Source organism: Hymenobacter armeniacus (assembly GCF_014699055.1).
GTDB classification, from domain to species: Bacteria; Bacteroidota; Bacteroidia; order Cytophagales; family Hymenobacteraceae; genus Hymenobacter; species Hymenobacter armeniacus.
On sequence record NZ_JACXAC010000006.1, the window covers coordinates 474004 to 497427 of the forward strand.

At 65.2% G+C, this 23424-nt stretch carries 23 protein-coding genes and 1 tRNA gene; 5 read left to right on the top strand and 19 right to left on the bottom strand.

What is annotated here, in order from left to right; genetic code table 11:
• The 8 genes from IC234_RS19440 to IC234_RS19475 all read right to left on the bottom strand — a co-directional run bounded on the left by IC234_RS19440 (window position 1) and on the right by IC234_RS19475 (window position 7269).
• The gene (locus IC234_RS19440) at window positions 1–831 is read right to left on the bottom strand and encodes a metallophosphoesterase family protein (RefSeq protein WP_190927928.1); all 831 of its coding nucleotides are present in this window, start codon (window positions 829–831) and stop codon (window positions 1–3) included.
• A gap of 214 nt (window positions 832–1045) precedes the next feature.
• Window positions 1046–1903, bottom strand: a complete 858-nt coding sequence (locus tag IC234_RS19445) for a maleylpyruvate isomerase N-terminal domain-containing protein (protein ID WP_190927930.1) — start codon at window positions 1901–1903, stop codon at window positions 1046–1048.
• A gap of 72 nt (window positions 1904–1975) precedes the next feature.
• Window positions 1976–2719 carry a LytR/AlgR family response regulator transcription factor gene (locus IC234_RS19450; protein WP_190927932.1) on the bottom strand — a complete coding sequence of 248 codons (744 nt, stop codon included), beginning with the start codon at window positions 2717–2719 and terminating at the stop codon, window positions 1976–1978.
• Entirely contained in the window at window positions 2719–3870 is a 1152-nt protein-coding gene (locus IC234_RS19455; protein ID WP_190927935.1) for a sensor histidine kinase, read from the bottom strand. Before IC234_RS19455 ends, IC234_RS19450 begins: the two co-directional genes overlap by 1 nt.
• On the bottom strand, window positions 3857–4462 hold the full coding sequence (locus IC234_RS19460) for a DUF7010 family protein (protein ID WP_190927937.1): 606 nt from the start codon (window positions 4460–4462) through the stop codon (window positions 3857–3859). The genes IC234_RS19455 and IC234_RS19460 overlap by 14 nt, the downstream gene beginning before the upstream one ends.
• 39 nt (window positions 4463–4501) lie before the next feature.
• Window positions 4502–5446 (bottom strand): alpha/beta fold hydrolase, encoded by a 945-nt coding sequence (locus IC234_RS19465; RefSeq protein WP_190927939.1) that lies wholly within the window; start codon window positions 5444–5446, stop codon window positions 4502–4504.
• A 195-nt stretch (window positions 5447–5641) separates the two neighbouring features.
• Window positions 5642–6130: a hypothetical protein gene (locus IC234_RS19470; protein WP_190927941.1), complete on the bottom strand. Its 489-nt coding sequence runs from the start codon at window positions 6128–6130 to the stop codon at window positions 5642–5644.
• Window positions 6130–7269: a cystathionine gamma-synthase gene (locus IC234_RS19475; RefSeq protein WP_190927943.1), complete on the bottom strand. Its 1140-nt coding sequence runs from the start codon at window positions 7267–7269 to the stop codon at window positions 6130–6132. Before IC234_RS19475 ends, IC234_RS19470 begins: the two co-directional genes overlap by 1 nt.
• A 226-nt stretch (window positions 7270–7495) precedes the next feature.
• Between IC234_RS19475 and IC234_RS19480 the strand changes: the two genes are divergently transcribed.
• The 5 genes from IC234_RS19480 to pgl all read left to right on the top strand — a co-directional run bounded on the left by IC234_RS19480 (window position 7496) and on the right by pgl (window position 12513).
• Window positions 7496–8218: a TVP38/TMEM64 family protein gene (locus tag IC234_RS19480; protein ID WP_190927945.1), complete on the top strand. Its 723-nt coding sequence runs from the start codon at window positions 7496–7498 to the stop codon at window positions 8216–8218.
• 108 nt (window positions 8219–8326) lie between these two features.
• A tRNA-Arg gene (locus IC234_RS19485) sits at window positions 8327–8400 on the top strand.
• Window positions 8401–8700: 300 nt separating this feature from the next.
• Window positions 8701–10200: an NADP-dependent phosphogluconate dehydrogenase gene (gndA, locus tag IC234_RS19490; RefSeq protein ID WP_190927947.1), complete on the top strand. Its 1500-nt coding sequence runs from the start codon at window positions 8701–8703 to the stop codon at window positions 10198–10200.
• Between the two features lie 64 nt (window positions 10201–10264).
• Window positions 10265–11785, top strand: coding sequence for a glucose-6-phosphate dehydrogenase (zwf, locus tag IC234_RS19495; RefSeq protein WP_190927949.1), 1521 nt, complete (start codon window positions 10265–10267; stop codon window positions 11783–11785).
• Window positions 11786–11787: 2 nt separating this feature from the next.
• Window positions 11788–12513 carry a 6-phosphogluconolactonase gene (gene pgl / locus IC234_RS19500; RefSeq protein WP_190927951.1) on the top strand — a complete coding sequence of 242 codons (726 nt, stop codon included), beginning with the start codon at window positions 11788–11790 and terminating at the stop codon, window positions 12511–12513.
• A 60-nt stretch (window positions 12514–12573) separates the two neighbouring features.
• Here pgl and rpiA read toward each other — a convergent pair whose 3' ends face one another.
• The 11 genes from rpiA to kaiC form a co-directional block, all read right to left on the bottom strand.
• Window positions 12574–13317 carry a ribose-5-phosphate isomerase RpiA gene (gene rpiA / locus IC234_RS19505; RefSeq protein ID WP_190927953.1) on the bottom strand — a complete coding sequence of 248 codons (744 nt, stop codon included), beginning with the start codon at window positions 13315–13317 and terminating at the stop codon, window positions 12574–12576.
• Between the two features lie 18 nt (window positions 13318–13335).
• Window positions 13336–13713 carry a cupredoxin domain-containing protein gene (locus IC234_RS19510; protein ID WP_190927955.1) on the bottom strand — a complete coding sequence of 126 codons (378 nt, stop codon included), beginning with the start codon at window positions 13711–13713 and terminating at the stop codon, window positions 13336–13338.
• A 34-nt stretch (window positions 13714–13747) separates the two neighbouring features.
• Window positions 13748–16027: a heavy metal translocating P-type ATPase gene (locus IC234_RS19515; protein WP_190927957.1), complete on the bottom strand. Its 2280-nt coding sequence runs from the start codon at window positions 16025–16027 to the stop codon at window positions 13748–13750.
• A 138-nt stretch (window positions 16028–16165) separates the two neighbouring features.
• On the bottom strand, window positions 16166–17185 hold the full coding sequence (locus IC234_RS19520; RefSeq protein ID WP_190927959.1) for a YeiH family protein: 1020 nt from the start codon (window positions 17183–17185) through the stop codon (window positions 16166–16168).
• Between the two features lie 84 nt (window positions 17186–17269).
• A complete protein-coding gene (locus tag IC234_RS19525; RefSeq protein WP_190927961.1) occupies window positions 17270–18181 on the bottom strand; it encodes a LysR substrate-binding domain-containing protein in 912 nt (303 codons plus the stop codon).
• A gap of 76 nt (window positions 18182–18257) precedes the next feature.
• Window positions 18258–18710: a GNAT family N-acetyltransferase gene (locus IC234_RS19530; protein WP_190927963.1), complete on the bottom strand. Its 453-nt coding sequence runs from the start codon at window positions 18708–18710 to the stop codon at window positions 18258–18260.
• A 30-nt stretch (window positions 18711–18740) separates the two neighbouring features.
• Window positions 18741–19160 (bottom strand): response regulator, encoded by a 420-nt coding sequence (locus IC234_RS19535; RefSeq protein ID WP_190927965.1) that lies wholly within the window; start codon window positions 19158–19160, stop codon window positions 18741–18743.
• A 50-nt stretch (window positions 19161–19210) separates the two neighbouring features.
• Window positions 19211–20923 (bottom strand): sensor histidine kinase, encoded by a 1713-nt coding sequence (locus IC234_RS19540; RefSeq protein WP_190927967.1) that lies wholly within the window; start codon window positions 20921–20923, stop codon window positions 19211–19213.
• A complete protein-coding gene (locus IC234_RS19545) occupies window positions 20916–21263 on the bottom strand; it encodes a circadian clock KaiB family protein (RefSeq protein WP_190927969.1) in 348 nt (115 codons plus the stop codon). Before IC234_RS19545 ends, IC234_RS19540 begins: the two co-directional genes overlap by 8 nt.
• A gap of 9 nt (window positions 21264–21272) precedes the next feature.
• Window positions 21273–21584 (bottom strand): circadian clock protein KaiB, encoded by a 312-nt coding sequence (gene kaiB, locus IC234_RS19550; RefSeq protein WP_190927971.1) that lies wholly within the window; start codon window positions 21582–21584, stop codon window positions 21273–21275.
• Window positions 21585–21631: 47 nt separating this feature from the next.
• Window positions 21632–23374 carry a circadian clock protein KaiC gene (gene kaiC / locus IC234_RS19555; RefSeq protein ID WP_190927973.1) on the bottom strand — a complete coding sequence of 581 codons (1743 nt, stop codon included), beginning with the start codon at window positions 23372–23374 and terminating at the stop codon, window positions 21632–21634.
• Between the last annotated feature and the right edge of the window lie 50 nt (window positions 23375–23424).

Genomic DNA, 23424 nt, shown 5'->3' on the forward strand with positions numbered 1-23424 from the left:
TTAAAACTTCACGCGTTTGATGCGAAACTGCTTGTCGCCCCACACGGTAACCACCATGTAGTGGCGCTCCGAAAAAGCATCGGAATTGACGTAGGTCACGCCGTCGTTGTAGGGCTGCGTGATGCTGTAGGAGTGGTTGTGGCCGTTCATCTCGAACACCAGGCCCGGGGTTTCGCGCAGGGCCTGCACGTAGGGCATGCGCAGGGCGGGGTCGAAGTCATCGTTGGTGGGCGGCACGTGCGAGACGACCACCTTGCGCCGTGCCCCGTCGAAGCTGGCGAGTTGGGGCCGGAGCCAGGCCATGTCGGGCGCGGTGCCGTCGAAGTTGTATTCGCGGCCGTTGGTGTCCACCATGATAAACTTGGTGTTGCCGTACACGAACGAATAGTTGAACGCCCCAAAAATGTGCCGGTAGGTGGGCCGGCCATTACCCACTAGGTCGTGGTTGCCGATGACCGTGACGTAGGGCACCGTGAGGCGGCGCAGCTTCTCGTCCACCCACCGCATCTCGCGGGCCAGGCCGAAGTCGGAAATGTCGCCGGCCACCACCAGGAAGGAAATACCGGGCTGCTGGTTCACGCTGGCCACCAAGGCTTCGGCCTCGTCGTAGAACTGCTGCGAGTCGCCGGTGAATACAAAGCGCAGGGTGTCGCCCGCCGCCAGGGGCCGGGCCGCCAGCTTAGCCAGGTTCTTCTCGGTGAGGTTGGTGAATTCTTCGGGAACGCGGTGGTCGTTGGGGCTGAATTCGATAAGGTCGCAGCCCGCCAAGCTCAGCAGGGCCAGCACGGGCGCCACGCGGCTCAGGCCGCGCGCCAGGGTAATGAAAAACATGGGCGAAAAGCCGGTGTCGAACCGGCCCAATTGAAAATAAATAAGTCTTAAAACGACTTTTCGCCAGCTTCGTTGAGATTTAATCGGATTTTAATAGTCCATCGGTTTCCCATTGACTGGCCCGCACCTGTGCGCAATACAGACGGGCTTTGCCGAGGGGCATGGCAGGCAGCCCTGCACCGGGCGCCGCGGGGCGGGGCCCATTCGTTGCTGGCTACGCCATCACGGCCACCAGCCCCAGCACCGCCGTGCCCAGCGCCTCGTCGCCCCGCAGCCGGGCCTGGTCGCGGGCTTCGGCTGGGCTCAGGCCTTTGGTGAAGAGTTTCCAGGCCGTTTCTGGCGCGAGCGCCACCTCGGCGGCCAGCAGCGCACCGGGCTGCTCGGCAGCTTCGCGCAGCCGCCAGTGCGTGGGGGCTTTTTCTACCTGCCAGGTTCCGCCGCCCGGCTCGCCAATGCGCACCTGCACCACGGCACCCGTGGGCGCCGCCGCCGTGCGCAGGGCGTGCGGCAGCCCGCGCAGCAGCGTGGCAATGAAAGGATGAAACAGCTCGGGGCTCATCAGCGGGGCCGTTTGGCCCATGGCCTCCCGTATCTGCTGCTGGTGATGCCATTTCTCCGTGTAGTCGCGGGCCACGTGAAACCAGTTCAACGATTCGCTTTCGCCGGCCCAGGCCACCGAAAAAGCGGCCGGCGCCCACGGGTCCAGGGTGCGCAGAAAGGCCGAGTACTCCGCGCCCGACTGCGCCAGCAGCTCGATGAGGACGGCGGGGCTGAGGCGGCGCGCCGCCCGGACCCACTCGCCGTTGAGGCGGTTGAGAAACCCCACCACGTCATCGTACGACTGCCCGGCGGGGGCCTCCCCAAAGTGCCCGTCGCGCAGCATGGAGAGCGTGCGCAGGTTGCCATCGAGCAAGTGCGCGACCACGTCTTTCACCGTCCACTGCCGGGCCAGCGTGGGGCGCTGCCAGTCGGCGGGCGCTAGGGAGCGCAGCAAGGCCAGCAGCAGCTCGTCCAGCCGCGGAAAGAGCTGGAGCGTTTCGATGGGCGCGGCCGGGCGAGAAGATTCTTCCATGAACTAAAAATGCGGCTTATTCTCCAACCGTCCATTGGACCTGATGGGAACAAGGCACACAACGCGCAGCCTTCACAAGCTCAGCAGTTCGCGAAACCTCACCGACTGCTGGCGCGATACTTCCACCACCTCGCCGCCGCGCAGCGTCAGGCGCAGGCTGTGGCTGAACCAGGGCTCCACCCCTTCCACAAAGTTGAGGTTGATAATCTGCTGGCGGTTGGCCCGGAAAAACAGCTTGGGGTCGAGGCGGGCTTCGAGTTGCGAGAGCGTGCGCGGAATAAGCGGGCGGTGCTGCTCAAAATAAATCTGGGTGTAGCTGCCGTTGATTTCGAACAGCCGCACCTCGCCCAGCCGCACAAACCAGCACCGCTCGCCGTCCTTCACAAACACCTGGTCCTGGGCCGTGAGCGGGGTAGCGGGCGCGGGAACCGGGGCGGCCTCCACGGCGGCACTGGGGGCATCGGCGGGCTGCTGGGCGCGCACCTTGTCGAGAGCGGCGCCCAGCCGGGCCTCCTGCACCGGCTTGAGCAGGTAATCGAGCGCATTCACTTCAAAAGCGCGCAGGGCGTGGGCGTCATAGGCGGTGGTGAACACCACCGGCGGGGCCGCTTCCAGCGAGGCCAGCAGCTCAAAGCCGGTTTCGCCGGGCATGTGAATGTCGAGCAATAGCAAATCAACGGGCTGGGCGGCGAGCTGGGCGCGGGCTTCTTCGGCGTTGCGGGCCTCGCCGGCCACTTCCACGTCGGGATGCGCTTCCAGTAGGCGTCGCAGCTCGGCGCGGGCTAGGCGGGAGTCGTCAACGATGAGCACTTTCATCAGGAAGCAACGGGGGAAAGGGAGGTAGAAAGAACTGTTGCGGGGCCGGGCGCCTGGGCCCGCAGGTCGGGCAGGCGCAGCGTGGCGCGCACGGCGTCGGGCGCGGCGGGGTCGTTGCTCAGCTCAAACTCCGCGGCCGGGCCCACGGCCTGGGCCAGCCGCTCGCGCAGGCCGCGCAGGCCCAGACCGCTGCGGCCAGTGGCGGCGTCGGGGCTGAAGCGCCCGGGGCTGCGCACCGTGAGGCAGAGCCAGCCTTCGGCGTCGAGCTGGGCCGTGACGGCCACAAACCCGCCCGCCGGCCGCACCGCCACGCCGTGCTTAATGGCGTTTTCGACCAGCAGCTGCACCGTGAGGGGCGGCAGCGGCACGGCCCGGGCGGCGGGGTCCACGTCGAGCGAGTACTGCAGCCGGTCTTCCAGCTGCAGGGCTTCCAGGGCCAAGTAGTCGGCCACAATTTCCATTTCCTGGCCCAGCGGCAGCAGCGGCGTGGCGCTGTGCTGCATCACGTAGCGCAGCAGCTCGGCCAGGTGGGCCAGGGCCTCCCGGGCGCGGGCGGGGTCTTCGCTCACCAGCCCGCGAATGTTGTTGAGGCCGTTGAATAGAAAATGCGGGTTGAGCTGGGCCCGCAGCGTGTTCAGCTCGGCCTCGCGCACGGCGGCCGTCAGGCGCCACTTCTCCACCTCGACCCGCTGCGAGCGCTGCAAATAGTGCCAGCCCACGTACGCCGCCGACCACAGCCAGAGCATGACATTCATATTCAGAATGTAACCCAAGTAGGGCAGCCAGCCCTGCGGCCCCTGGGCGGCCGACTGTCGCGGCAGCAGCAGCCAGGCTAGCAGGCCAATTACCACCTCGCAGCCCACTGCCAGGGCCGCATTGGCCAGCAGCAGCCGGCCCAGCAGCGCCAGCGGGGGCCGGCCCAGCCAGTCCCGGCGCTGCATCAGCTGGCGCAGTAGGTGCGAGGCGGCCAGCAGCGCGGCCGCAATTACCAGGCTCAGCACCCAGGCCCACGTCCCGGCTGCCTTGCCCGCAAAGGCTTTGAACAGCACCAGGTTGAACACTGCGTATGCCCCCCAGGCCAGCACCTGCGTGCGCCAGTAGCGGCGGCCCGGCGGCAACGGCCGCGACGAAGGCAAGCTAGTTTTCAGCATAGGCTTGGCCCTGATAAAGGCGTTGGTTTTGGCGATACGAGCGCGCCAGCAGCACGGCCAGCACCGCCAGGCACACCGCTATGAACACCGGAATCAGGTAAAGCTGGCCTGCGGGCAGGCGCAGGCCGAGCCCCAGGCAGCCCGCGCTTATCATCCCGGCCATGACGGCGAAGGCGGGGGCCCGGTAGAACCAGGCGTAGGGGAAGAAGTGGGCGCCCGTGATGATGCCGTAGGCCATGAGAAAATGCTGCGGATAACGCCCGAACATAAACATCAACAGCGGAAAGTAGAACAGCTGGGCAACGTTCAGCCACAGTCCCAGCGGCTGCAGCGGGTTGTGCGGCAGCGTCCAAATGGTGCGCAGCGGCTTCGAGAGCAAGCGGGCCAGCGGCAAGGTGAGGGCCCCCACGAAGAAGGTGATGAAGCCGTTGCGGCTGGCCGAGTTGTGCAGCAGCCACACCCCGGCAATGGCCGCCCATACTAGCGTGGCGGCCACGATGAAGTCCAAACCATTCTTGGCTTTCACGGACAGTTCAAGCCGAAGCTGGTTCAGGAAGTCGGCAGGAGGCGGGGCAACGGAGGTGGCAGTCATCACAATAGCAGAAAAAAGGAGAGAAAAGCACGGGTTACACTACTTGCGGGCTGCATAATTGGCCTGCAAAAAAGCATCGGTCTGCGCAAAAACCCAGGCCGCGTCGTCGTACATCAGGAAGTGCCGGCCGGCCTCCGACATCTCGATGCGGTGCTGCGGCAGCTTGGCATACTGCGCCGCAAAAATGGCCCGCGTCGACGCCATGGTGGCGCCGTAGGGCTGGTAGGCGGCCCAGCTGCCGAGCACCAGCGCGGGCTGCCGCACAGCGCCCAGCTCGGCGCGCAGGTCGGTGGTATACATCTCGTACATGGCCTGGCCCACGCTGGCGGAGGCCGATGCCTGGCCCCAGCGGGCCACCAGGGTTTGGCGGGCAGTGTCGGTTACCAGGCCGGCCACCATCTGGCGCTGCTGGGCCGGGGGCATTTTGCCGGCGCTCATCTGCTTCCGCATGCTTTCGGCCATGGTGCGGGCGGCCTCGGCGGTCAGGGCCGGGTTTTGCACGGCCGCCATGAAAGGCAGCGAGTCGAGAATGACGAGCGGGCCCACCGCGTCGGGCTGCGTGGTGCTCAGCCACAGGCCCATGAAGCCCCCCAAGCTGTGCCCGATGACGGCGGGCCGGTCCAGCTTCTGGGTTTTGATGTAGGCCAGCAACTGGTCGCGCACGGCGGGCAAAAACGCGGCCGTGGGCGCCCCGGCCGCCGGCGCCGCGCCGCCGAAACCGGCCAGGCTGAGCACGTGGCACTGGTAGCGGCTTTGGTAGCGGGCCACGGTTTCGTCCCACACGGCACCGGGGCAGGTCAGGCCCGGAATCAGCAGCACGGGCCGCCCCTTGCCCACCACGCGCACCGTGAAGCTGGGGTGGGCGGCGGGGTTGTCGGCCACGGCCGGATGAGCCGCCGGAGGAGTGGCCGCCACCACAGGCTGGGCAAGGGCCAGGCCCAGCAACAGGGCGGCAAAAGGACGACGGAAGGCAGCGTAGGTCATGGCGTTGGAGCGTTTTTGGGTGATTGTTGGCTCAAACTTCCCCCGCCCCGCTCCCACCCCAAAGGCAATTTGGGCGAACGGTTATTCCGGCCCGCGAACGGGCGCAAACCCGGCCGAGCCGCACGCCTTAATAACCAAAATGCCCCGGAGCATGACTCCGGGGCATTTGTGCGTTTACCTGGCCAATCTACCGCGTCACCACGGCATCTTCAGGGCGTCTTCCCATTTGGTAAATGCCCCAAACGGTACCTTGGCCCGGCCGTAGCTCAGCGTGCCGGCGGGAATGACGCGGGCCGCGGCGTCCAGCTGCCGGAAGGCCACTTTGGCCGGCGCATCCGTGAGGCCGGCAAACGTGGCCGGGAAGGCCGTGAAGCTATTTTTCATTGGCCCGCCCATCAGGTAGCGGCCCGTGAGCCGCCAGCCGTCGGCCCCGCGCACGGCCCGGATTTTCATTTGCTCGGGCAAGGTTCCACCCTCGGCCAGCACGCGGGTGGTGAGCAGGCCCCGGGCCGCATCCACGGTGTCGAGCACGAAGCCGTTGCTTTTCAGGAAGGTGCTCAGCCCGGCCAGCACCTCGGCCGGGTCGGCGGGGGTTTTCACCAGTATCAGATTGGCGCGGCTGGTGGGCTCGGCCGACTGCCCCCACAACGTACTCAGGGCAATGGCAATCCAGGAGCCGCGCATCAGCCGATGGCTTGGGCCAGGTCCTCAATCAGGTCCTCAGCGTCCTCGATGCCCACGCTCAGGCGAATGAGCGAGTCCGAGAGGCCTGACTTGCGGCGCTGCTCGGCCGGAATGCTGGCGTGCGTCATGGTGGCGGGGTGGCCGCTGAGGCTTTCCACGCCGCCCAGGCTTTCGGCCAGGGTGAAGTACTGGAACTTCTCCAACACGGCAATGGCGTCTTCCTGCCGGTCGCCCTTCAGCACGAAGGAAATCATGCCGCCGAAGTCGCGCATCTGCTTGGCGGCGACGGCGTGGTTGGGGTGGTTTTCGAAGCCGGGCCAGTACACTTTTTCCACTTTGGGGTGCTGGCGCAGGTACTCGGCCACGGCGCGGCCGTTTTCGCAGTGCCGCTGCATGCGGATGTGCAGGGTTTTCAGCCCGCGCAGCACCAGGAAGCAGTCCTGGGGCCCGGGCGTGCCGCCGCAGGCGTTCTGGTAGAAGCTCAGGCGCTGGTGCAGCTCGTCGTCGTTCACCACCAGGGCGCCCATCACGGTGTCGGAGTGGCCGGCCATGTACTTGGTCAGCGAGTACATCACGATGTCGGCGCCCAAGTCCATGGGCGTTTGCAGGTAGGGCGTGCTGAAGGTGTTGTCGACGGCCAGCAAGGCGCCGCATTCCTTGGCCACGGCCGAAGCCGCCGCAATGTCGATGACGTTGAGGAGCGGGTTGGTGGGCGTTTCTACCCAAATCAGCTTGGTTTTGTCGCTGGCCACGGCGCGCACGGCTTCCATGTCGTGCATGGGCACGAAGTGGAATTTGATGCCGAAGGGCTCGTACACTTTCGTGAAGAGGCGGTAGCTGCCGCCGTAGAGGTCGTTGGTCGAAATCACCTCGTCGCCGGGCTTGAGCAGCTTCATCAGGCAGTCGATGGCGGCCATGCCCGAAGCGAAAGCAATGCCGTGCTTGCCGTTGTCGAGGGCCGCCACGGCGTCCTGCAGCTGCGAGCGGGTGGGGTTGTGGGTGCGCGAGTACTCAAAGCCCTGGTTTTTGCCGGGCGAGGTCTGCACGTAGGTTGAGGTTTGGTAAATGGGCGTCATGATGGCCCCGGTGTGGGGGTCCGGGTGCACGCCGGCGTGAATGGCTTTGGTGGCGAATTTCATGCGGGAGAAGGTGGGATTTTGAAGAATTGGGCCCGGCGCGCGGCAGGCGCCGGTGCGTTGGGCCGGCAAGTTACGGAAGCCCGCCAAGGCAACGCCGAACCGGCGCGGCGTCCGTGGCCTCCTTTGCCCAGCGCCCGGCCGCGCAGCCATTGGCCCCCGCGGCGCGTAAGCAGCACCCGGCGGCCGTGCCTTATTTGGCAGGCGCCGCCGCTACCTTCGTTGCCCCATGAAATTTCTGCGCGAGCTCCTCCGAAAAAACTTTTCCACGCTGCTGTCGATGCTGCTGCTGGTGGCCGTGCCGCTGGTGGGCAGCTCGTCGCTCAGCTTCGTGCTCTACCGCAACCAGCAGCTGCTCGAAAACCTCACCACCGGCCAAAGCCTGCTCTACTTCGTGCTGGTGGGCGTGGCCATGGCCTTTTCGCTGGTCAACACCACGGCCGTGGTGCTCATCACGGGCTTTTACCTGGGCTGGAGCGGCTTTCCGGGCATGGTGGTGGCCTACGCGCTGGCCGCGCTGGTGGGCTACCAGATTGCCAGCACCCTCGACCACGGCAAGATGCTGGCCTTCCTCGGCCACTTCCCCAAAGTCGACGCCGTGATGAAGGAGCTCAAAACCGACAGCTGGCAGCTGATTTTCCTCACGCGCATCTCGCCCGTCACCCCTTTTGCGCTCATGACGTTTGTGCTGGCCATCATGCGGGTGCGGCGCGGGCCGTTCTTGTTTGCGTCGGTGGCCGGCATGCTGCCGCGCAGCCTGTTTTTCTACTGGCTCGGCACCAAGGCGCAGGACGTGTTTGCGCTGCTCAAAGACCCCGGCACCGGCACCACCGGCAAAATATTGCTGCTAATACTAGTGGCGGCGTCGTTCTTCGGCCTCTACCACCTCTTCAACCAGGCCCTAAAGCGTGCCCTGAGCAAAAGCGCCGCCAGCTCAACAACGGCTCCCTGATTGTGAGCAGCTTGCGTATTTTTTTGAAATTTATTTGCAGAAAAATACGCGCTGGGCTTGTACGGCCACTTTTTCTCGTCTTACCTTTGCACTCCCAACACGGGAACTGGTTGCATAGCTCAATTGGATAGAGCATCTGACTACGAATCAGAAGGTTTAAGGTTCGACTCCTTATGCGACCACAGAAAAGGCCCTCACAGCACTGTGAGGGCCTTTTTGTTTTTCCAGGCTGTGCTTTTGCCTCTTCGTTGCCCGCTGCCGCGACTTGGCCTAAGAGGGCTAGGCATGTAGCCTCGACGCACCATGCGTCGGGGGCCGTAATGCCACGGCGGGCCAGCGCAAGAGGCCGCGCCCCCGATAACAAAACGACCCTGAACGTAGTAGGCTACTCAGCGCTGTGGAGCTTAGCGCGTGCTGCCCCACGCGGCGTCAGCTGCCTTACCCTTCGCACCCGTTCCCCTCACCCCCGAAAACTTCTTCTGATGAGCGACACGCCAACCTCTTTTTCCTTTGGCATGATTGGCCTGGGCACCATGGGCCGCAACCTGCTGCTGAACCTGGCCGACCACCACTTTGCCGGCGCCGGCTACGACAAGGACGCCGCCAAAATTGACCTGCTGGCCGAAGAAGGCGCCGGCAAGCCCGTGAAGGGCTTCACCGAGCTGCCCGAGTTCATCAACAGCCTCAGCACGCCGCGCGCCATCATGATGCTGGTGCCGGCCGGCAAAATCGTGGACAGCGTGATTGACGAATTGCGGCCCCTGCTGGCGCCAGGCGACGTCATCATCGACGGCGGCAACTCGCACTTCACCGACACCAACCGCCGCGACGCCGCCCTGGCCGCTGAGGGCTTTCACTTTTTCGGCATGGGCATCTCGGGCGGCGAAGAAGGCGCCCGCTTCGGCCCCAGCATGATGCCCGGCGGCGACCAGAAGGCCTACGAGGCCATGCGGCCGATGTTTGAGGCCATTGCGGCGCAGGTGGACGGCCAGCCCTGCGTGACCTACATCGGGCCCGGCGCGGCCGGCCACTTCGTGAAAATGGTGCACAACGGCATCGAATACGGCCTGATGCAGCTCATTGCCGAGACGTATGCCGTGATGCAGCGCGGCCTGGGCCTGGACAACGCCGCCATCGGTCGGGTGTTCACAGAGTGGAACGAGGGCCGCCTGCAGTCCTTTTTGCTCGACATCACGAAGGATATTTTCGGCTTCATCGCGCCCGGCACCGACCACCTGCTGCTCGACGACATCAAGGACGAGGCGCGCTCCAAGGGCACCGGCAAGTGGACCTCGCAGGTGGCCATGGATTTGGAAATGGCCATTCCGACCATCGACACGGCCGTGGCCCTGCGCGACCTCTCCAAATACAAGGCCCTGCGCGAGCAGCTGGCCGGCCTCTACGGTCCGGAGCCGGCCCCGCTGCCAGTCGACCAGCAAGCCTTTCTGGCCAGCCTGGAGCAAGCGTTTTACTTCAACATGGTGGTGACCTACGCCCAGGGCATGCACCTGCTGGCCAAGGCCTCGAAGGACTTTTCCTACAACCTGAACCTGGCCGAAATCGCCAAAATCTGGCGCGGCGGCTGCATCATCCGCTCCACGTTTTTGAATGACATTTTCAACGCCTTTCAGCAGACGCCGGACTTGCCGCACCTGCTGCTCGACGGGCGCGTGCAGGAGCTGGTGAAGGGCAGCGTGCCGGGCGCCCGCACGGTGGTGGCCGCGGCCGTCACGGCTGGGCTGGCGCTGCCGGCTTACGCTTCCTGCCTGAGCTACTTCGACACCTTCCGCACCGCGCGCATGCCCTCGAACCTCATTCAGGCCCAGCGCGATTACTTCGGCGCGCACACCTACGAGCTGATTGGCCACGAAGGCGTGTTTCATACCCAGTGGACGCCGGCGCACGAAGACGCGGCCAACAAACAGGAAGTGGCCGTGGGCCCGGAAAACACCGGCGAAAAACCGGTGACGCCGAATTCGTAGCGGTGGCGCCCGGCATGACGGCCGGCCCTTTACCAATTAATCAACAGCACCTGCTTTACTGCGCATGAGCTCCTCTTCTCAAAAAATTCCGCCCACGATTTTCGTCATCTTCGGCGGCACCGGCGATTTGAACGCCCGCAAGCTGGCCCCGGCGCTCTACAACCTGTTTCTCGACGGCTGGCTGCCCGCCCAGTTTGCCATCATTGGCACGGGCCGCACCAAGCTCACGGACGAGGAATTTCGGGCGAAAATCCTGGACGGCATCAACCAGTTTTCGCGCAACGGCAAGGCCAGCAAAGAGCAGTGGACCGCCTTCAGCCAGCACATCGTGTACCAGATGGCCGACGTGAAAGACGCCGGCACTTACAAGGAGTTTGGCAAGCACATCAAGGCCTACGAGCACGAATGGCAAGCCCCGGCCAACGTGATTTATTACCTGGCGGTGGCGCCCGAGTTCTTCCCAATCATCGCCTCCAACCTGGCCAAAAGCAAGCTGGCCGATGATTCTGACCGCACGCGCATCGTGATTGAGAAGCCCTTCGGGCACGACCTCGACTCGGCCCGCGAGCTGAACAAGCTGCTGGGCGAAATTTTCGACGAGCGCCAGATTTACCGCATCGACCACTACCTGGGCAAGGAAACGGTGCAGAACATCATGGCCTTTCGCTTCGCCAACGCCCTGATGGAGCCGCTCTGGAACCGCAACTACATCGACCACGTGCAGATTTCGGTGAGCGAGCAGCTGGGCGTGGGCGACCGCAGCGGCTACTACGACGGCGCCGGCGCCCTGCGCGACATGATTCAGAACCACCTGCTGCAGCTGCTGTGCCTGGTGGCCATGGAGCCGCCGGTCGATTTCACGGCCGACGAGGTGCGCAACCGCAAGGTGGACGTGCTGCGGGCCATGCGCCGCTTCGGGGCCGAAGACGTGCGCGAGTCGGCCGTGCGCGGGCAGTACGGCGAGGGCTGGATGCAGGGCGAGCAGGTGCCCGGCTACCGCCAGGAAAAGGACGCCAACCCCACGTCGAACACCGAAACCTTTGCGGCGGTGAAGTTTTTCGTGGACAACTGGCGCTGGCAGGGCGTGCCGTTTTACGTGCGCACCGGCAAGCGCATGCACCGCTCGGCGTCCATCATCATGATTCAGTTTCGCGACGCGCCGCACAACATATTCCCGCCCGAAACGGCCGAAAGCTGGCAGCAGAACCGCCTCGTCATCAGCATTCAGCCCGAGATGAGCATCCGGCTGCAGGTGCAGGCCAAGCGCCCGGGCCTCGACATGATGCTCAACACCGTCGACATGGTGTTCGACTACAAAGGCACCTACACCAGCGAGGCCCCCGAGGCCTACGAAACCCTGCTGCTCGACGCCATGATGGGCGACCAGACGCTGTTTATGCGCGGCGACCAGGTGGAGGCGGCCTGGGACCTCATCATGCCCATTCTGCACTCCTGGCAGGGCCGCGCCAGCCAGAGCTTCCCCAACTACTCGGCCGACTCGTGGGGCCCCGAAACGGCCGAGGCGCTCATTGCACGCGACGGCTTCCACTGGTACACCCTGCCGCTGAACGGCGCCAAACACTAGCCATGGAGCTGCACATCACCCCCACGGCCGAGCAGGTGCTGACTGATTTGGCCGACTATTTTGTGGCGCAGGCCGGCCGGGCCATTGCGGCGCGCGGCCGGTTTGTGGTGGCGCTGTCGGGCGGCAACTCGCCCAGGAAGTTGTACAAGTTGCTGGCCTCGCCCGCCTACCGCGAAAAGGTGGCTTGGCCGCAGGTGTTTTTCTTCTTCGGCGATGAGCGCAACGTGCCCGCCACCGACGCTGAAAGCAACTACCGAATGGCCAACGAAGCGCTGCTGGAGCCGCTGGGCATCGCCGCCGCGCAGGTTTTTGCGGTGCACACCACGCTCCCACCCGCGGCGGCGGCCGCGGCGTACACCCGCACCATTCAAGGATTTTTTGGGGCCGAAGAAGCTTGTTTCGATTTGGCGCTGCTCGGGCTGGGCGACAACTCGCACACGGCGTCGCTATTCCCGCATACGCCTGTGCTGCACGATGCCAGCGTGGGCGCCCGGGAAGTGCTTCTGGCCGATAAAAACGTTTTCCGCATCACCCTGACGGCGCCCTTGCTCAACCAGGCCCGCGCCGTGGCTTTCCTGGTGTATGGCGAAGACAAGGCCGCGGCCGTGCGCCACGTATTGCACGATGCCCGCGACGTGGACGAGTTCCCGGCCCAGCTCATTGCCCCAACCGGCGAAACGCACTGGTTTCTGGACCAAGCCGCCGCCTCCCTCCTGCCTAAGCACTAGAACTGTGTAGAGACGCAACATTTTGCGTCTCTACTCGTTTTTACAACCCTGTCAGCCCCGCTACGGCAGCTCTCCAAAACTGCCGGCCGCCGCCGCCGGCCGCCCCGGCCGCAGCACCTGCACGCTTTCCCCTTTCGCCACCACCGCAGCCCGCGCCAAGCCCAGAAACAAGCCCTGCTCCACGATTCCGGGGATGTTTTGCAGCTGCGCAACCAGCTGCTCCGGCTCCGCAATCACCTCAAAGTGGCAATCCACCAGCAGGTTTTCCTGGTCGGATTTGACCGGTTCGGCGGGGGCTTCTTTGCTCATGCGCAACACGGGTGCGCCGCCCAAGGCGGCCACCGCGTCGAGCACCCAAGGCAGGGCGAACGGCACAACCTCCAGCGGCAGGGGGAAGCGGCCCAGCTGTGCCACAGCTTTGCTGGAATCGGCAACGATGAGCAGGTAATCGGACGCCGTGGCCAGCACTTTCTCGCGCAGCAAAGCCCCGCCGCCGCCTTTCACGAGGCGCAGGTGCGCGTCGAGCTCGTCGGCACCGTCCACGGTCAGGTCGAAGCGCAGGCCGCGGCGGGGCTCCAGCAACGGAATGCCGGCTTCGAGGGCCAGCTTCTCGCTGGCCCGCGAAGTGGCCGTGCCCTGCACCCGGAGGCCTTGCTCGCGCACGGCTTTGCCCAGCGCCACAATGAAGCAGGCCGCCGTGCTGCCGCTGCCCAGCCCCAGCACCATGCCGTCGCGCACCCAGCGCAGGGCCGCGTCGGCGGCTAGTTGTTTTTCGCGGGCAAGTTGTTCGGGCTGTGCGCTCATGGCAAAGAGTAAGGATGATTATTTAACTACCAGCGTGCCGCGCAGCATGCCCATGCCGCAGGTGAAGTCGAAGCGCCCGGCCTCTTGGGGCAGCAGCTCCACCAGCGTGGTCTGGAAGGCAGGCAGGTCGCGCCGCACGCTGAAATCGGGCATCAGCAGCTCTTCGGAGCAGCTGTTTTCTTCGTCGCGGTAGAAGTGCAGCTGCACCGGCTTGCCGCGCTCCACCTCAATTACGTCGGGCGAATAGCCGCCCTTCACGGTGATGTCGACTTCCTGCACGCCGCCCGATGAAGACACGGCGCTGGCCGTTTGGCGGGCCGAAAAAAAGAAATACCAAACGACGAAGGCGGCCAGGGCCAAACCGGCAATGGTGACGATGATTTCGGAAGAGTCCATGGCATGATTTGATTTAGCGCGACATGGCGTTCTGCTACTGCTTCGCCGAAAAACTCCGCAGCCGTAGCGAGTTGGTGAGCACCGACACCGAGCTCAGTGCCATGGCGCCGGCGGCCAGCATGGGCGACAGCAGCCAGCCGAAAAACGGATACAGCAGCCCCGCCGCAATGGGAATGCCCAGCGTGTTGTACACAAACGCAAAAAACAGGTTTTGCCGGATGGTGCGAATGGTTTGGCGCGACAGCGCGATGGCCGTCACCACACCCTGCAAGTCGGAGCGCATCAGAGTGATGTCGGCGGCTTCCATGGCCACGTCGGTGCCGCCGCCCATGGCCAGGCCGATATCCGCCTGGGCCAGCGCGGGCGCGTCGTTGATGCCGTCGCCCACCATGGCCACGGTGCGGCCTTCGGCTTGCAACTCCTTCACTTTGGCGGCCTTGTCGCCGGGCAGCACTTCGGCAAAGTAGCGCCCGATGCCTACCTGAGCGGCTACCGTGGCAGCCGTCCGGGCGTTGTCGCCAGTCATCATCACCACTTCAATGCCCAGTGCCTGCAGCTGCTGAATGGCCGCTTTGGAGGTTTCGCGCACCACGTCGGCCACGCCGATGACGGCCACGGCCTGCCCGGCCACGGCCACGTAGAGCACGGTTTTGGCCTGGGCCAGCAGCTGCTCGGCCTGTTGGAGCAGGTCGGCCGAAAGCGCTACGCTCTCGTCCCGCAGCAACCGCTGGTTGCCGATGAGCACGGCCCGCCCGTCCACGGTAGCCGCCGCGCCCTTGCCTTCGATGGCCCGGAAATCGGCGGCGGGCAGCGCGGGCGCGGCCTGCGCGTCGGCGTAGCGCACCACGGCTTCGGCCAGCGGGTGCTCGCTTTGCCGTTCCAGAGCAGCCGCCAGCTGCAGCAGCGGCGCGGCCTCGTGGCCCGGGGCCGGCAGAAAATCGGTCACGGCGGGCTCGCCGCGCGTGATGGTGCCGGTTTTGTCGAGCAGCACGGTGTTTACCTGGTGGGCTTTTTCCAGCGCCTCGGCGTTGCGGATGAGCACGCCGTATTCGGCCCCTTTGCCGGTGCTCACCATGATGGCCGTGGGCGTGGCCAGCCCCAGTGCGCAGGGGCAGGCAATGATGAGCACGGCCACGAAATTGGTGAGCGCCAACGGCAAGCGGGTGGAAACGGGCGCCAAATCGAACCACAGCACAAAGGTGAGAATGGCGATGACCACCACCGTGGGCACAAAAATGGCGCTCACCTTATCGGCCAAGCGCTGAATGGGCGCGCGGCTGCCCTGGGCGTCTTCCACCAGCTTCACAATGCGGGCCAGCATGGTGTCGGCGCCCACCTTGGTTACCCGGAAGCGAAAGGCGCCGGTCTTGTTGAGCGTGGCCCCGAACACGGCGTCGCCGGCTTTTTTGGCCACGGGCAGGCTTTCGCCGGTGAGCATGGCCTCGTCCACGGCCGACTGGCCGTCGGTCACGACGCCGTCGGTGGCCACTTTCTCGCCGGGGCGCACCAGCACCACGTCGCCGAGCTGCACCTGCTCGATGGGCACATCCACTTCCTGGCCGCCGGGGCGCACCAGGCGGGCGGTTTTGGCCTGCAGGCTCATCAGGCTGCGGATGGCGGCCGAGGTTTGGGTCTTGGCCCGCAGCTCCAGCACCTTGCCCAGCAAAATGAGGGCAATGATGGTGGCCGTGGTGTCGTAGTATACCTCCGGCAGCAGGCCGTGGCGCACGAAGAAGCCGGGCGCTACCGTGGCGGCCAGGCTGTATAGAAACGCGGCGCCGGTACCCACCGCAATGAGCGTGTCCATGTTGGCGGAGCGGTGCCGGAAGCCGTTCCAGGCCGAGCTGTAAAACTCGCGGCCGCTGTAGAGCAGCACGGGCAGCGTGAGCAGCAGCAGGCCGTAATTCAGCCACTGCATGTTCACGCGCGCCATCGCCGCCGGCCACAGCATGAGCATGCTCAAGGGCATGATGACGGCAGCCAGGCCCACGGCCACCCAGAAGCGGCGCTTGAGCTTGGCATAGGCCAGCGCTTTCTGGCGGTCGATTTCGGCCTGGCGGTCGGCGGCGCTGGTGTCGGGGGCGCGCTCCGCCACGCCGTAGCCGGCGTTCACCACCGCCTCCTTGAGGGTGGCGGGGCTGGCTTGGCCGGGCCGGTACTGCACGGTGGCCTTTTCGGTGGCAAAGTTGACCAGCGCGCTTTGCACGCCCGGCGCGCGGCTGAGCGATTTTTCCACGGCCGCCGCGCACGAGGCACAGGTCATGCCTTCGATGTCGAGGGTCGCGGTTTCGGTATTTTCAGGAGAGGGAGACATGGCGCAGGCAACGGCTAACGTCCGCTTATACGGCGGTGCCCTGCCTTAACAACCGGGGGCCGAACCGCGTTGCAAAGGAACGGGGCGACCACCCCGCCGCCGGTACGGAATGCGGCGCGAAACCTGCGAAATTTCTGCCTACACCGCGTGCAGAATGACGTAGAGCGACACCACCGACACCACGCCCCACAGCAACACGCCCAGCACGTAGGGCCGCGCCCCCACCGCCCGCAGCACCCCGGCCGACAGCCCCGCGCCGATGAAAAACAGCGTCACAGTGAGACCCACCTTGGCCAGGCGCACCAGCACGTCCCCCACGGGCTTCATTTCCGGCAGCCAGGTGTTGAGCAGCATGGCCGCAATGAAGCCCAGGATGAAATACGGCAGCTTCACCTTCACGCCTTTTTGCTTGAAGGCAAAAGCGGTTCCGAGCGCCACCGGAATAATCCAGAGCGCGCGGGCCAGCTTCACGGTGGTGGCCACCTGCAGGGCCTGGTCGCCGTAGGCCGCGGCCGCGCCCACCACCGAGCTGGTGTCGTGAATGGCAATGGCGCACCACAGCCCAAACTGGTTTTGCGTCATGGCCAGGGCGTGGCCGATGGGCGGAAACGCAAACAAGGCCAGCGCGTTGAGCACGAACACCGTACCCAGCGCCACCGAGATTTCTTCGTCCTTGGCCCGCAGCACCGGCGCCACCGCCGCAATGGCCGAGCCCCCGCAAATGGCGGTGCCGCACGAAATCAGGTGCGTCACCGAGCGGTTCAGCTTCAGCCAGCGGCCCGCGAAGTAGCCCAGCACCAGCGTGCCGCAAATGGACGCCACCGTGAACAGCAGGCCCTCGCGCCCGGCCTGCACCGCCGCGTGCGCGTTCATCCCAAAGCCCAGCCCGATAACCGAAAACTGCAGCAGCTTGGCCGTGGCCTTTTTGGTGTGGGCCCCGAACGGGTTGCCCACGGTTTGGGCCAGCACCAAGCCCAGCGCCAGCGCCACCGGCGGCGAAGCCCACGGCGAGAGGCAGTACAGCAGCACCAGTCCAAACACCACTTGCTGCAGCGTAAACGTTGCGCCCAGCAGCGTGTGCGGTGCATGGAAACGCCGAAACGGGCCCTGGTGGGCCGCGCCGGTGTTTTCGGTGAGATTGGGTAGTAGCTGAGGCATTGGGCGGGAGGAGTTTGCGCCCCAAAATTACGCCTGTGCTCACCTGTCGGATAATGGCAAAATGTTATTTGAAATAACCTCAGGTTATACCAAAGTCTTGCACTCGGCTTGCGCAAAGCTCAGAAACCGCTGGGCCGCGCGGGCTAGTGGCTGCCCCTGCACCCACACCGCCTCAAACTGCCGGGCCAGCTGCAAGCCTGCGATGGGCACTACTTCGAGCAGCCCGGCGGCCAGCTCCCGCGTCAGCGCCCGCCGCGACACGAAGCCCAACGCCTCCGGCGCCGCCTCCAGATAGGCCTTGATGGCCTCGGTGTTATCGAAATAAAACGCCACCTGCAGGCTGCTGAGCTTGATTTTGAGCTCGCGCAGGGCAAACTCCAGCACCTCCAGCGTGCCCGAGCCCCGCTCGCGCAGCACCAGCGGGTGGGCCAGGGCCTCGGCCAGTGGCACGGGTGCGGCCGGCGGGCCGGCGGGGGTGGCGCGGCGCACGGCCACCAGCTCGTCGGGCAGCAGCAGCTCGTAGTGCAGGTCGCGGCTTTTGGTGCGGCCTTCCACAAAGCCCAGGTCCAACTCGTTGCGCAGCAGGGCCTCGGCAATGCGCTCGGAGTTGGCGTTGAGCAGGGTGAGGCGCACCTTGGGGTGCCGGGCCTGAAAAGCGGGCAGCAAGCCCGGCAGCACGTACTGGCTGAGGGTGGTGCTGGCGCCCAGGCGCAGGCGGCCGGCAGCTTCGTCGGGGTCGCGCAGGGCCAGGAGTTGGTCTTCGAACTGCTGGGCCGAGGCGGCCACGGCTTCGGCGTGGGCCTGCAGCAGGCGGCCGGCTTCGGTGAGGGCCACGCGGTTGCCGCGGCGCTCCAGCAGGCGCTGGCCGTGCTGCTTTTCCAGCTCGTGCAGGTGCTTGGTCACGGCGGGCTGGGTCACGAAGAGCTCCTGCGCCGCCTTCGTGAAACTCAGGTGCCGGGCCACGGCCGCAAACACGCGCAAACGGAAATCGGACATGCCCGCAAGGTACGGGACCGGGGTAGAGACGCAATATGTTGCGTCTCTACTTCGTTCAAGGGCCCTGCCAAACCGCCTAGCGCAGTTCCTTGCGCATGCACACGCTGTTTTCCACGCCGACGTACTGCCCGTAGTTGGGCGTGCGGGCATAGCCGCTTTTCTCGTACAGCCGAATGGCTTCCGGCTGCTTCTTGCCGGTTTCGAGCACGCAGCCGGCGTAGCCCAGCTCGCGGGCCCAGCGCTCCAGCTCCGCCAGCACGGCCGGGGCCACGCCCGTGCCCCGGTGCGCGGGCGCCACAAACATGCGCTTGATTTCCATGTGGTCGGGCGCAAATTCCTTCATGGCGCCGCAGCCCACGGGCTCGTCATCGGCGTAGGCCACCACCGCGTGCTTTATCAGGTCAATCTTGTTGAATTGCGCGTAAAATGCGTGTTCGTCGCCATCGCGCCGCGCCAGGTCCTGGTCGAGCAGCTGCACGAGGGCGCGGAAATCGGCGTTGTCGGAAGTGGTGCGGAGGAGGCGTGGCATAATGAACGGCAAGTATAACCGAGCTAGCCCTTACTCCGGCAAATGGCGGTTGAAATGCTTGCTCAGTACGTCGTTGAGCTTGTCCCGGGTCAGGGGCTTGTTGAGAAAGCCGGCGATGTTGAGTCGCTGCACGCGGTCCACGTCCTGGGGGTGCAGCGAGGTGGTGAGCATCACGATGATGATGGCCTGCTTTTCGGGCAGCGGCAGCTGGTCGTAAGCAGCCAAGAACTGAAAGCCGTCCATGACGGGCATTTTCACGTCGAGCAGAATCAGGGCCGGGCAGTCGGGGCTGGCGGCCTGGCAATGAATTTTCACCAGCTCCAGCGCTTCCTGGCCGTTGAGGGCCACCAGCAGACGGTCGGTGATGTTCAGGCGCTTAATCAGCAGGCTATTGAGGTAGTTCGTCGTCTGGTCGTCGTCGACAAGGAGAGCGCAGGTAAGCTTTTGCATGAGCGGGACAGACGAAAAACGGGCGCCTGAACCGCACGCGGGTCCAAGGATTACCGGCTAAAGTACACCGAAAACGTGGTGCCCCGGCCGAGCTCGCTCCGCACGGCAATGCGGCCGCCGGCGTTTTCCACCATTTTCTTCACCATGTAGAGCCCGATGCCCGAGCCCTCCACGTGGTCGTGAAAGCGCTGAAACATGCCGAACAGCTTTTGCTCGCTGGCCGCGTCCAGGCCCAGGCCGTTGTCCTCCACTTCGAGCAGCACGCCCGCGTCCTGGGGCCGGGCCTGCAGGCGCACCCGCGGCACCCGGTCGGGGGCGCGGTATTTGAGGGCGTTGCTCAGCAGGTTGAAAATCACCGAGCGCAGGTTTTTCTCCGAAAACAGCACCGTGGGCACCGCGTCCACGTCCACCAGCAGCTGCGCCCCGGTGCTCTGGATGAGCGGGTCGAGGTCGAGGCGCACGTTGCGCACCACCTCGGCCAAGTGCACGGGCTCGGTGGGCAGGCCGTGCTCCTTTTGCAGCTTGCTCACGTCGGTGAGCTGCTCAATGGTGCGCTTGAAGCGGTTCACCGAGTCCTGCATCAGGTCCAGAATGGGCCGCACGGGCTCGCTCTGCACGGTTTCGCGCGGCAGCTCCAGGAGCAAGGCGTCGAGCAGGCCCTCGATGTTGCTGATGGGCGCCTTGAGGTCGTGCGAAGCCGTGTAGATGAAGTTGTCCAGGTCCACGTTCACGCGCATGAGCTGGGCGTTGTTTTCGCGCAGCTGGCGCTGGCCCTGGTCGATGCGCTCGAGGGCCAGCTTGTGCTCGTGAATGTCGGTGTAGGTGCCTACCCACTGCATAATCTCGCCCTGCTCGTTGCGCGAGGGCAGGGCGCGCCCCAGCATCCAGCGGTGCTCGCCGGCGCCGTTGCGGATGCGGCATTCCACCTCGAAGGGCTCGCCGGTGCGCAGGCTGTGTTCCCACCGCTCCTGGGCAGCCACGGCGTCGTCGGGGTGCAGGCGGGCGCGCCAGGAGCGGTCCACGGCCAGTCCTTCGCCGGGCTCGTGGCCGATGTAGTCGTACCAGCGGCGGTTGCGGTAAGTGTTTTCGCCGGCCGCGCTGGCCGTCCAGGCTATCTGGGAAATGCCTTCGAGCAGGCGGCTGGCTTCGGCGGCGGCGCGCTCGCCGGCCAGGCGGGCGGCTTCCTCGCGCTTCAGTTCCTCGCTCTGGCGGTCGAGCAGGGCGTTCTGCTCCTCCACCTGCGCCCGAATGGCCGTGATTTCGCGCTGCGCCGACAGGTCCGTCACTATCATGGCCAGCGTGGGCGTCTCGTTGAAGCTCAGCACGTTCATGCTCACCGAAAACGGCACCAGCGCGCCGGCGCGGTTTTTCAGCGGCAGCTCGCCCTTGCTTTTGCCCTCCCATCCCTGTCGCAGCAATTCGGCCCAGTAGTCGCGAAACGCCAGCGGCACGAAGCTCTCGAAAGCGCTGCCCATGATTTCGCCCATGGCTAGGCCCAGCAGCCCGGCCAAGCAGGCGTTGCAATAGAGCACGGTGGCGTCTTCGCTCAGCAGCAGGGCGCCCTCGTTCATCTGCTCGATGAGGGTGCGGTAGCCCTGGTCGGCGCCCTGCAGCGTGAAAATGCGCGGCCCCTCGCTGCCCTGCACGGCCAGCGCGTCCACGGCGCCCGAGCGGATGGCGTGAATCAGCTCCTGCGCTTCCTCCAGCTGGTCGCGCAGCGCCTCGTTTTCACGGGCCAGGTCCACGGGCGGCGGTTTACTCATGGCCGGCCGGGTCGTCGAGGGGCGACACCACGCCCAGGGCCTTGAGCACCCGCGCGCGGTCCGTAAAGTCGCCCACCATGCGGCGCACCAAGCCGGGGCGCAGCTTGATGAGCGTGGGCACGCCGATGAGGTCGTGCTCCTGGGCCAGTTCGGGCTGTTGGTACACGTCTATTATCAGCAGTTCGTAGCGCCCTTTCAGGTGCTGCTCGCAGATGTCTTTGATGTTGCGGACGGCGCGCGTCGAATTGGGCGTGGCCCCCGTGATGTACAGGTGCAACAAGTATTCGGGGCCCGGGCGCTCGGAAGGGTCCAGAAAATCCGGAAATGGTTCAGGTTCCATCGGCCAGGGTTATTTCAGCATGGGGCGCACATCGAGCCCCACCAGCACCTTTTCCTCGTTCGAGAGGTCGCCAATGATTTTGCGGATGGGCTCGGGCACCTTGCGCACCAGCGTGGGGATGGCCAGAATCTGGTCGCCCTCGGCCAGCTGCGGGTTCACCAGCAAGTCAATGACCTCCAGCTTGTAGCGGCCTTTGAGGTGCTGCTCGCAATACTTGCGCAGGTTGGCCACGGCCGTCACCGACTTGGGCGTTTGGCCGGCCACGTACAGGCGCAGCTCCCAGGTTTCGTCGCCGAGGGGGTCGTTCAAATCTTCAGCCATGGAAAGGGTACTAAATGCGGAGGCCGGAGGCAACTCGGGTATACGGATTAATTGCCGGGCTGGCCGGTTGGCGGCGTTTTTACCGCCGGCGGGTTGGCCGCTACAATGCGCTGCTTGCCGGTTTGCAGGGCTTCCTGACGGGTTTGCTCGTGCGTGCTGATTTGGCGCAGCTCCTCTTCCACCGACTCAAACTCGGTGCGCAGGTTGGCAATGTTGGCTTCCAGCATGCGGCGGCGGCGCGCCAGCTCGCGGTCGCGGCGCTCGGCTTCCTGCTGGGCGGCCAGGGCCTGGGCGTGCTCCTCCAGCTGCTGGGTGAGGCGGCTGGCGCCCGTCACGATGCCCGTGGGGCCCAGCACCACGTCGAGCAGCTCGATGCCGCCGTCGGTCACGATGAACTCGCGCACCTGGTTGGAGTGCGCCATGCCGCGCGATTTGAGGATGCTCAGGCCGCGGTTGCGCTCGCCCACGCCCTCCAGGTCGCGCACCGAAATCCACGTGTCGACCAGCGACGACACGCCTTCTTCCGTCATCTCGGCGCGGCCCATGCCGCCGTTCACCAGGGCCGTGAAGTAGGCCGTGATACCGCTCACCTTCAGGAAGTCGATGAGGCGCGTGAGCATGCTCCGCACTTCGGAGAGGTTGCCCACCGTGATGAGGTTGGTGATGGGGTCGATGACCACGGCGTCGGGGCGGAACTCCTTCACCAGGCGGTGCAGCGTCACGAGGTGCTGCTCCAGGCCGTTGAGGGTGGGGCGCGAAGCCTCGATGCGCAGGCGGCCTTCGGCCACGTGGTTTTCCAGGCCAATGCTTACCGAAGCCATGTTGCGCATGAGCTGCTGCGGCGATTCTTCAAACGCAAAAAACAGGCAGCGCTTGCCCTCCTGACATATTTGCTGGGCAAAAGAAGCGGCGAGCGTGGTTTTGGCCGTGCCGGCCGTGCCGGTCACGAGCACGCTGCTGCCCACGAAGAAGCCGCGCCGGCCAAACATCTCGTCCAGCGCCGGCACCCCCGACGATACCACGTCGTTCGACACCTGGTGCTCCAAGCGCAGCGACGTCACGGGCAGCACCGAAATGCCTTCGCCGGTGATGAGGTAAGGGTACTCGTTGGTGCCGTGGGTGCTGCCGCGGTACTTCACCACGCGCAGGCGGCGGGTCGTGATTTGGTCAATCACGCGGTTGTCGAGCAGAATCACGCAGTCCGACACGTACTCTTCCAGCCCTTGGCGCGTGAGGGTGCCGTCGCCGCGCTCGGCGGTGATGATGGTGGTCACGCCCTTGTCCTTTAGCCAGCGAAACAGCCGGCGAATTTCCGAGCGCAGCACGCTCTCGTTGGGGAAGCCCGAAAACAACGACTCGATGGTATCCAACACCACGCGCTTGGCCCCGATGGAATCGATGGCGTAGCCCAGGCGAATGAAGAGGCCTTCGAGGTCGTACTCGCCGGTTTCTTCAATCTCGGAGCGGTCGACGTGCACGTGGTCGACGCGCAGCATTCTGCGGGCCTGCAAATCTTTCAGGTCGAAGCCCAGCGAGGCCACGTTGGCGGTCAGCTCTTCGGCGGTTTCCTCGAAGGCCATGAGCACGCCGGGCTCGTCGAACTCGGTGATGCCGCGCACCAGGAACTCAATGCCCATCAGGGTTTTGCCACAGCCCGCGCTGCCGCAAACGAGCGTGGGCCGGCCCTTGGGCAGGCCGCCTTCGGTGATTTCGTCCAGCCCCTCGATGCCGGTGGGCGCTTTGGGCAATTGAGGCAGCGTAGAAGAGGCGGAAGAAGAATACTCTTGCATGGATAGGGAGGCTAGCCTGCAAAGTTAATCGGCGGGGCCGCACATTCGGG